This window comes from Streptomyces sp. NPDC107454, assembly GCF_055582885.1.
Genome location: NZ_JBVJPA010000061.1, coordinates 1 through 1363 on the forward strand (window position 1 = coordinate 1; position 1363 = coordinate 1363).

2 protein-coding genes are annotated in these 1363 nt (G+C 66.4%); both read left to right on the forward strand.

Translation table 11 applies throughout. The features are described 5' to 3' along the window. Window positions 1-105: 105 nt before the first annotated feature. Window positions 106-960: an IS5 family transposase gene (locus ACZ69M_RS51130; protein WP_470060550.1), complete on the forward strand. Its 855-nt coding sequence runs from the start codon at window positions 106-108 to the stop codon at window positions 958-960. Continuing rightward, window positions 957-1355, forward strand: a complete 399-nt coding sequence (locus ACZ69M_RS51135; RefSeq protein WP_470060551.1) for a hypothetical protein — start codon at window positions 957-959, stop codon at window positions 1353-1355. Before ACZ69M_RS51130 ends, ACZ69M_RS51135 begins: the two co-directional genes overlap by 4 nt. Window positions 1356-1363 lie beyond the last annotated feature (8 nt).

The window sequence follows — 1363 nt, forward strand, 5'->3', positions numbered from 1 at the left end:
TCAGTGGACGTTAAGTCCGATCTTCCTCGGTTCGTGATCGCTCGATCGTGGTACTGATCGCCACGTCGACCACCTGCTGGGCATGTCCATGTTGAGATGCGGGGTATGGAGCGAGAGGCGTATCCCAGCGACTTGTCGGACGAGCAGTGGGTGTTGATCGAGCCGATGATCACGGCCTGGAAGCAGGGCAGGGTAAGGCGGTCGGCGACCGGGGACCCGGGATCCTGCGACCTGAGGGAGGTCGTGAACGCGATCTTCTATCAGAACCGGACGGGCTGTCAGTGGCGCTATCTGCCCCACGACTTCCCGGCCTGGTCGGCGGTGTTCTACTACTTCGGCCTGTGGCGCGAGGACGCGCTCGACCAGCGGATCCAGGAACTCCTGCGCTGCCAGGTGCAGGAGAGAGCCCGCCGATTAGAGGACCCGTCCCTCGTGATCATCGACACTCAGTCCGTGCGCGCGGCCGCCGGTGTCCCGAAGACCACAACGGGACTGGACGCCAACAAGAAGGTGTCGGGCCGCAAGCGGGGACTGGCCGTCGACGTTCTGGGACTGATCATCGGCGTCGTGGTCCTGGCCGCCTCCGCCCACGACAACGCCGCTGGCACCGCCCTGCTCGACCAGGCCGCCGAGCGGTGCGGGATGCGCCTGGAGAAGGACCTGGTGGACCAGGGATTCAAGGGCGAGGTCATCATCCACGGCGCGTTAATGGACATCGACGTCGAGGTCGTCCGCCGCAACCCGGACGACCAGGGCAAAGGCTTCGTCCCGCAGCCCAAGCGGTGGATCGTGGAGCAGGTCAACGGCACGTTGATGCTGCACTGCCGCCTGGCCCGTGAGTACGACCACCGGCTCGGCACCTCCACCTCGCGCGTCTACTGGGCCTCCATCGCGAACATGACCCGCCGCCTCACCACACCCGCCCCCACCTGGCGCGACACCCTCGGGCTGGCCGCGTGAACGTCATCGAGCTCCTGGCCGACCTCCAGGCCCAGCACGACGAGACCACGGCCCGAGCCGGTGAACTACGCGACCAGATCGAACACTTGACCGCCGCCCTGGCCGAGACCGAAGCGCGACTCATGGACCCGGTCACCACCCGGAAGGTCATCGCCGAACTCGCACCGGCTGGAGGCGAACCCGAACCGCCCGAGACGAACACCGCCTACCAGGCCATCGTGAACGCCTTCAACCAGCACCCTGACCAAGAGTTCCGAGCCCGCGAGCTACACGAACTCCTCGGCATGCCCACCGACGAGGCATCCGTCAACATCACCCGCAGCCGCCTCGGACGCCTCACTCGCCAGGGCTTCCTCACCCAGCCGGGACGAGGCCGCTACCAGAAACGGACTTAAGGCCCTCT

Bases quoted from the DNA above. Each gene is read 5' to 3' on its own strand.
- ACZ69M_RS51130 (WP_470060550.1), top strand. From the start codon at position 106: ATGGAGCGAGAGGCGTATCCCAGCGACTTGTCGGACGAGCAGTGGGTG.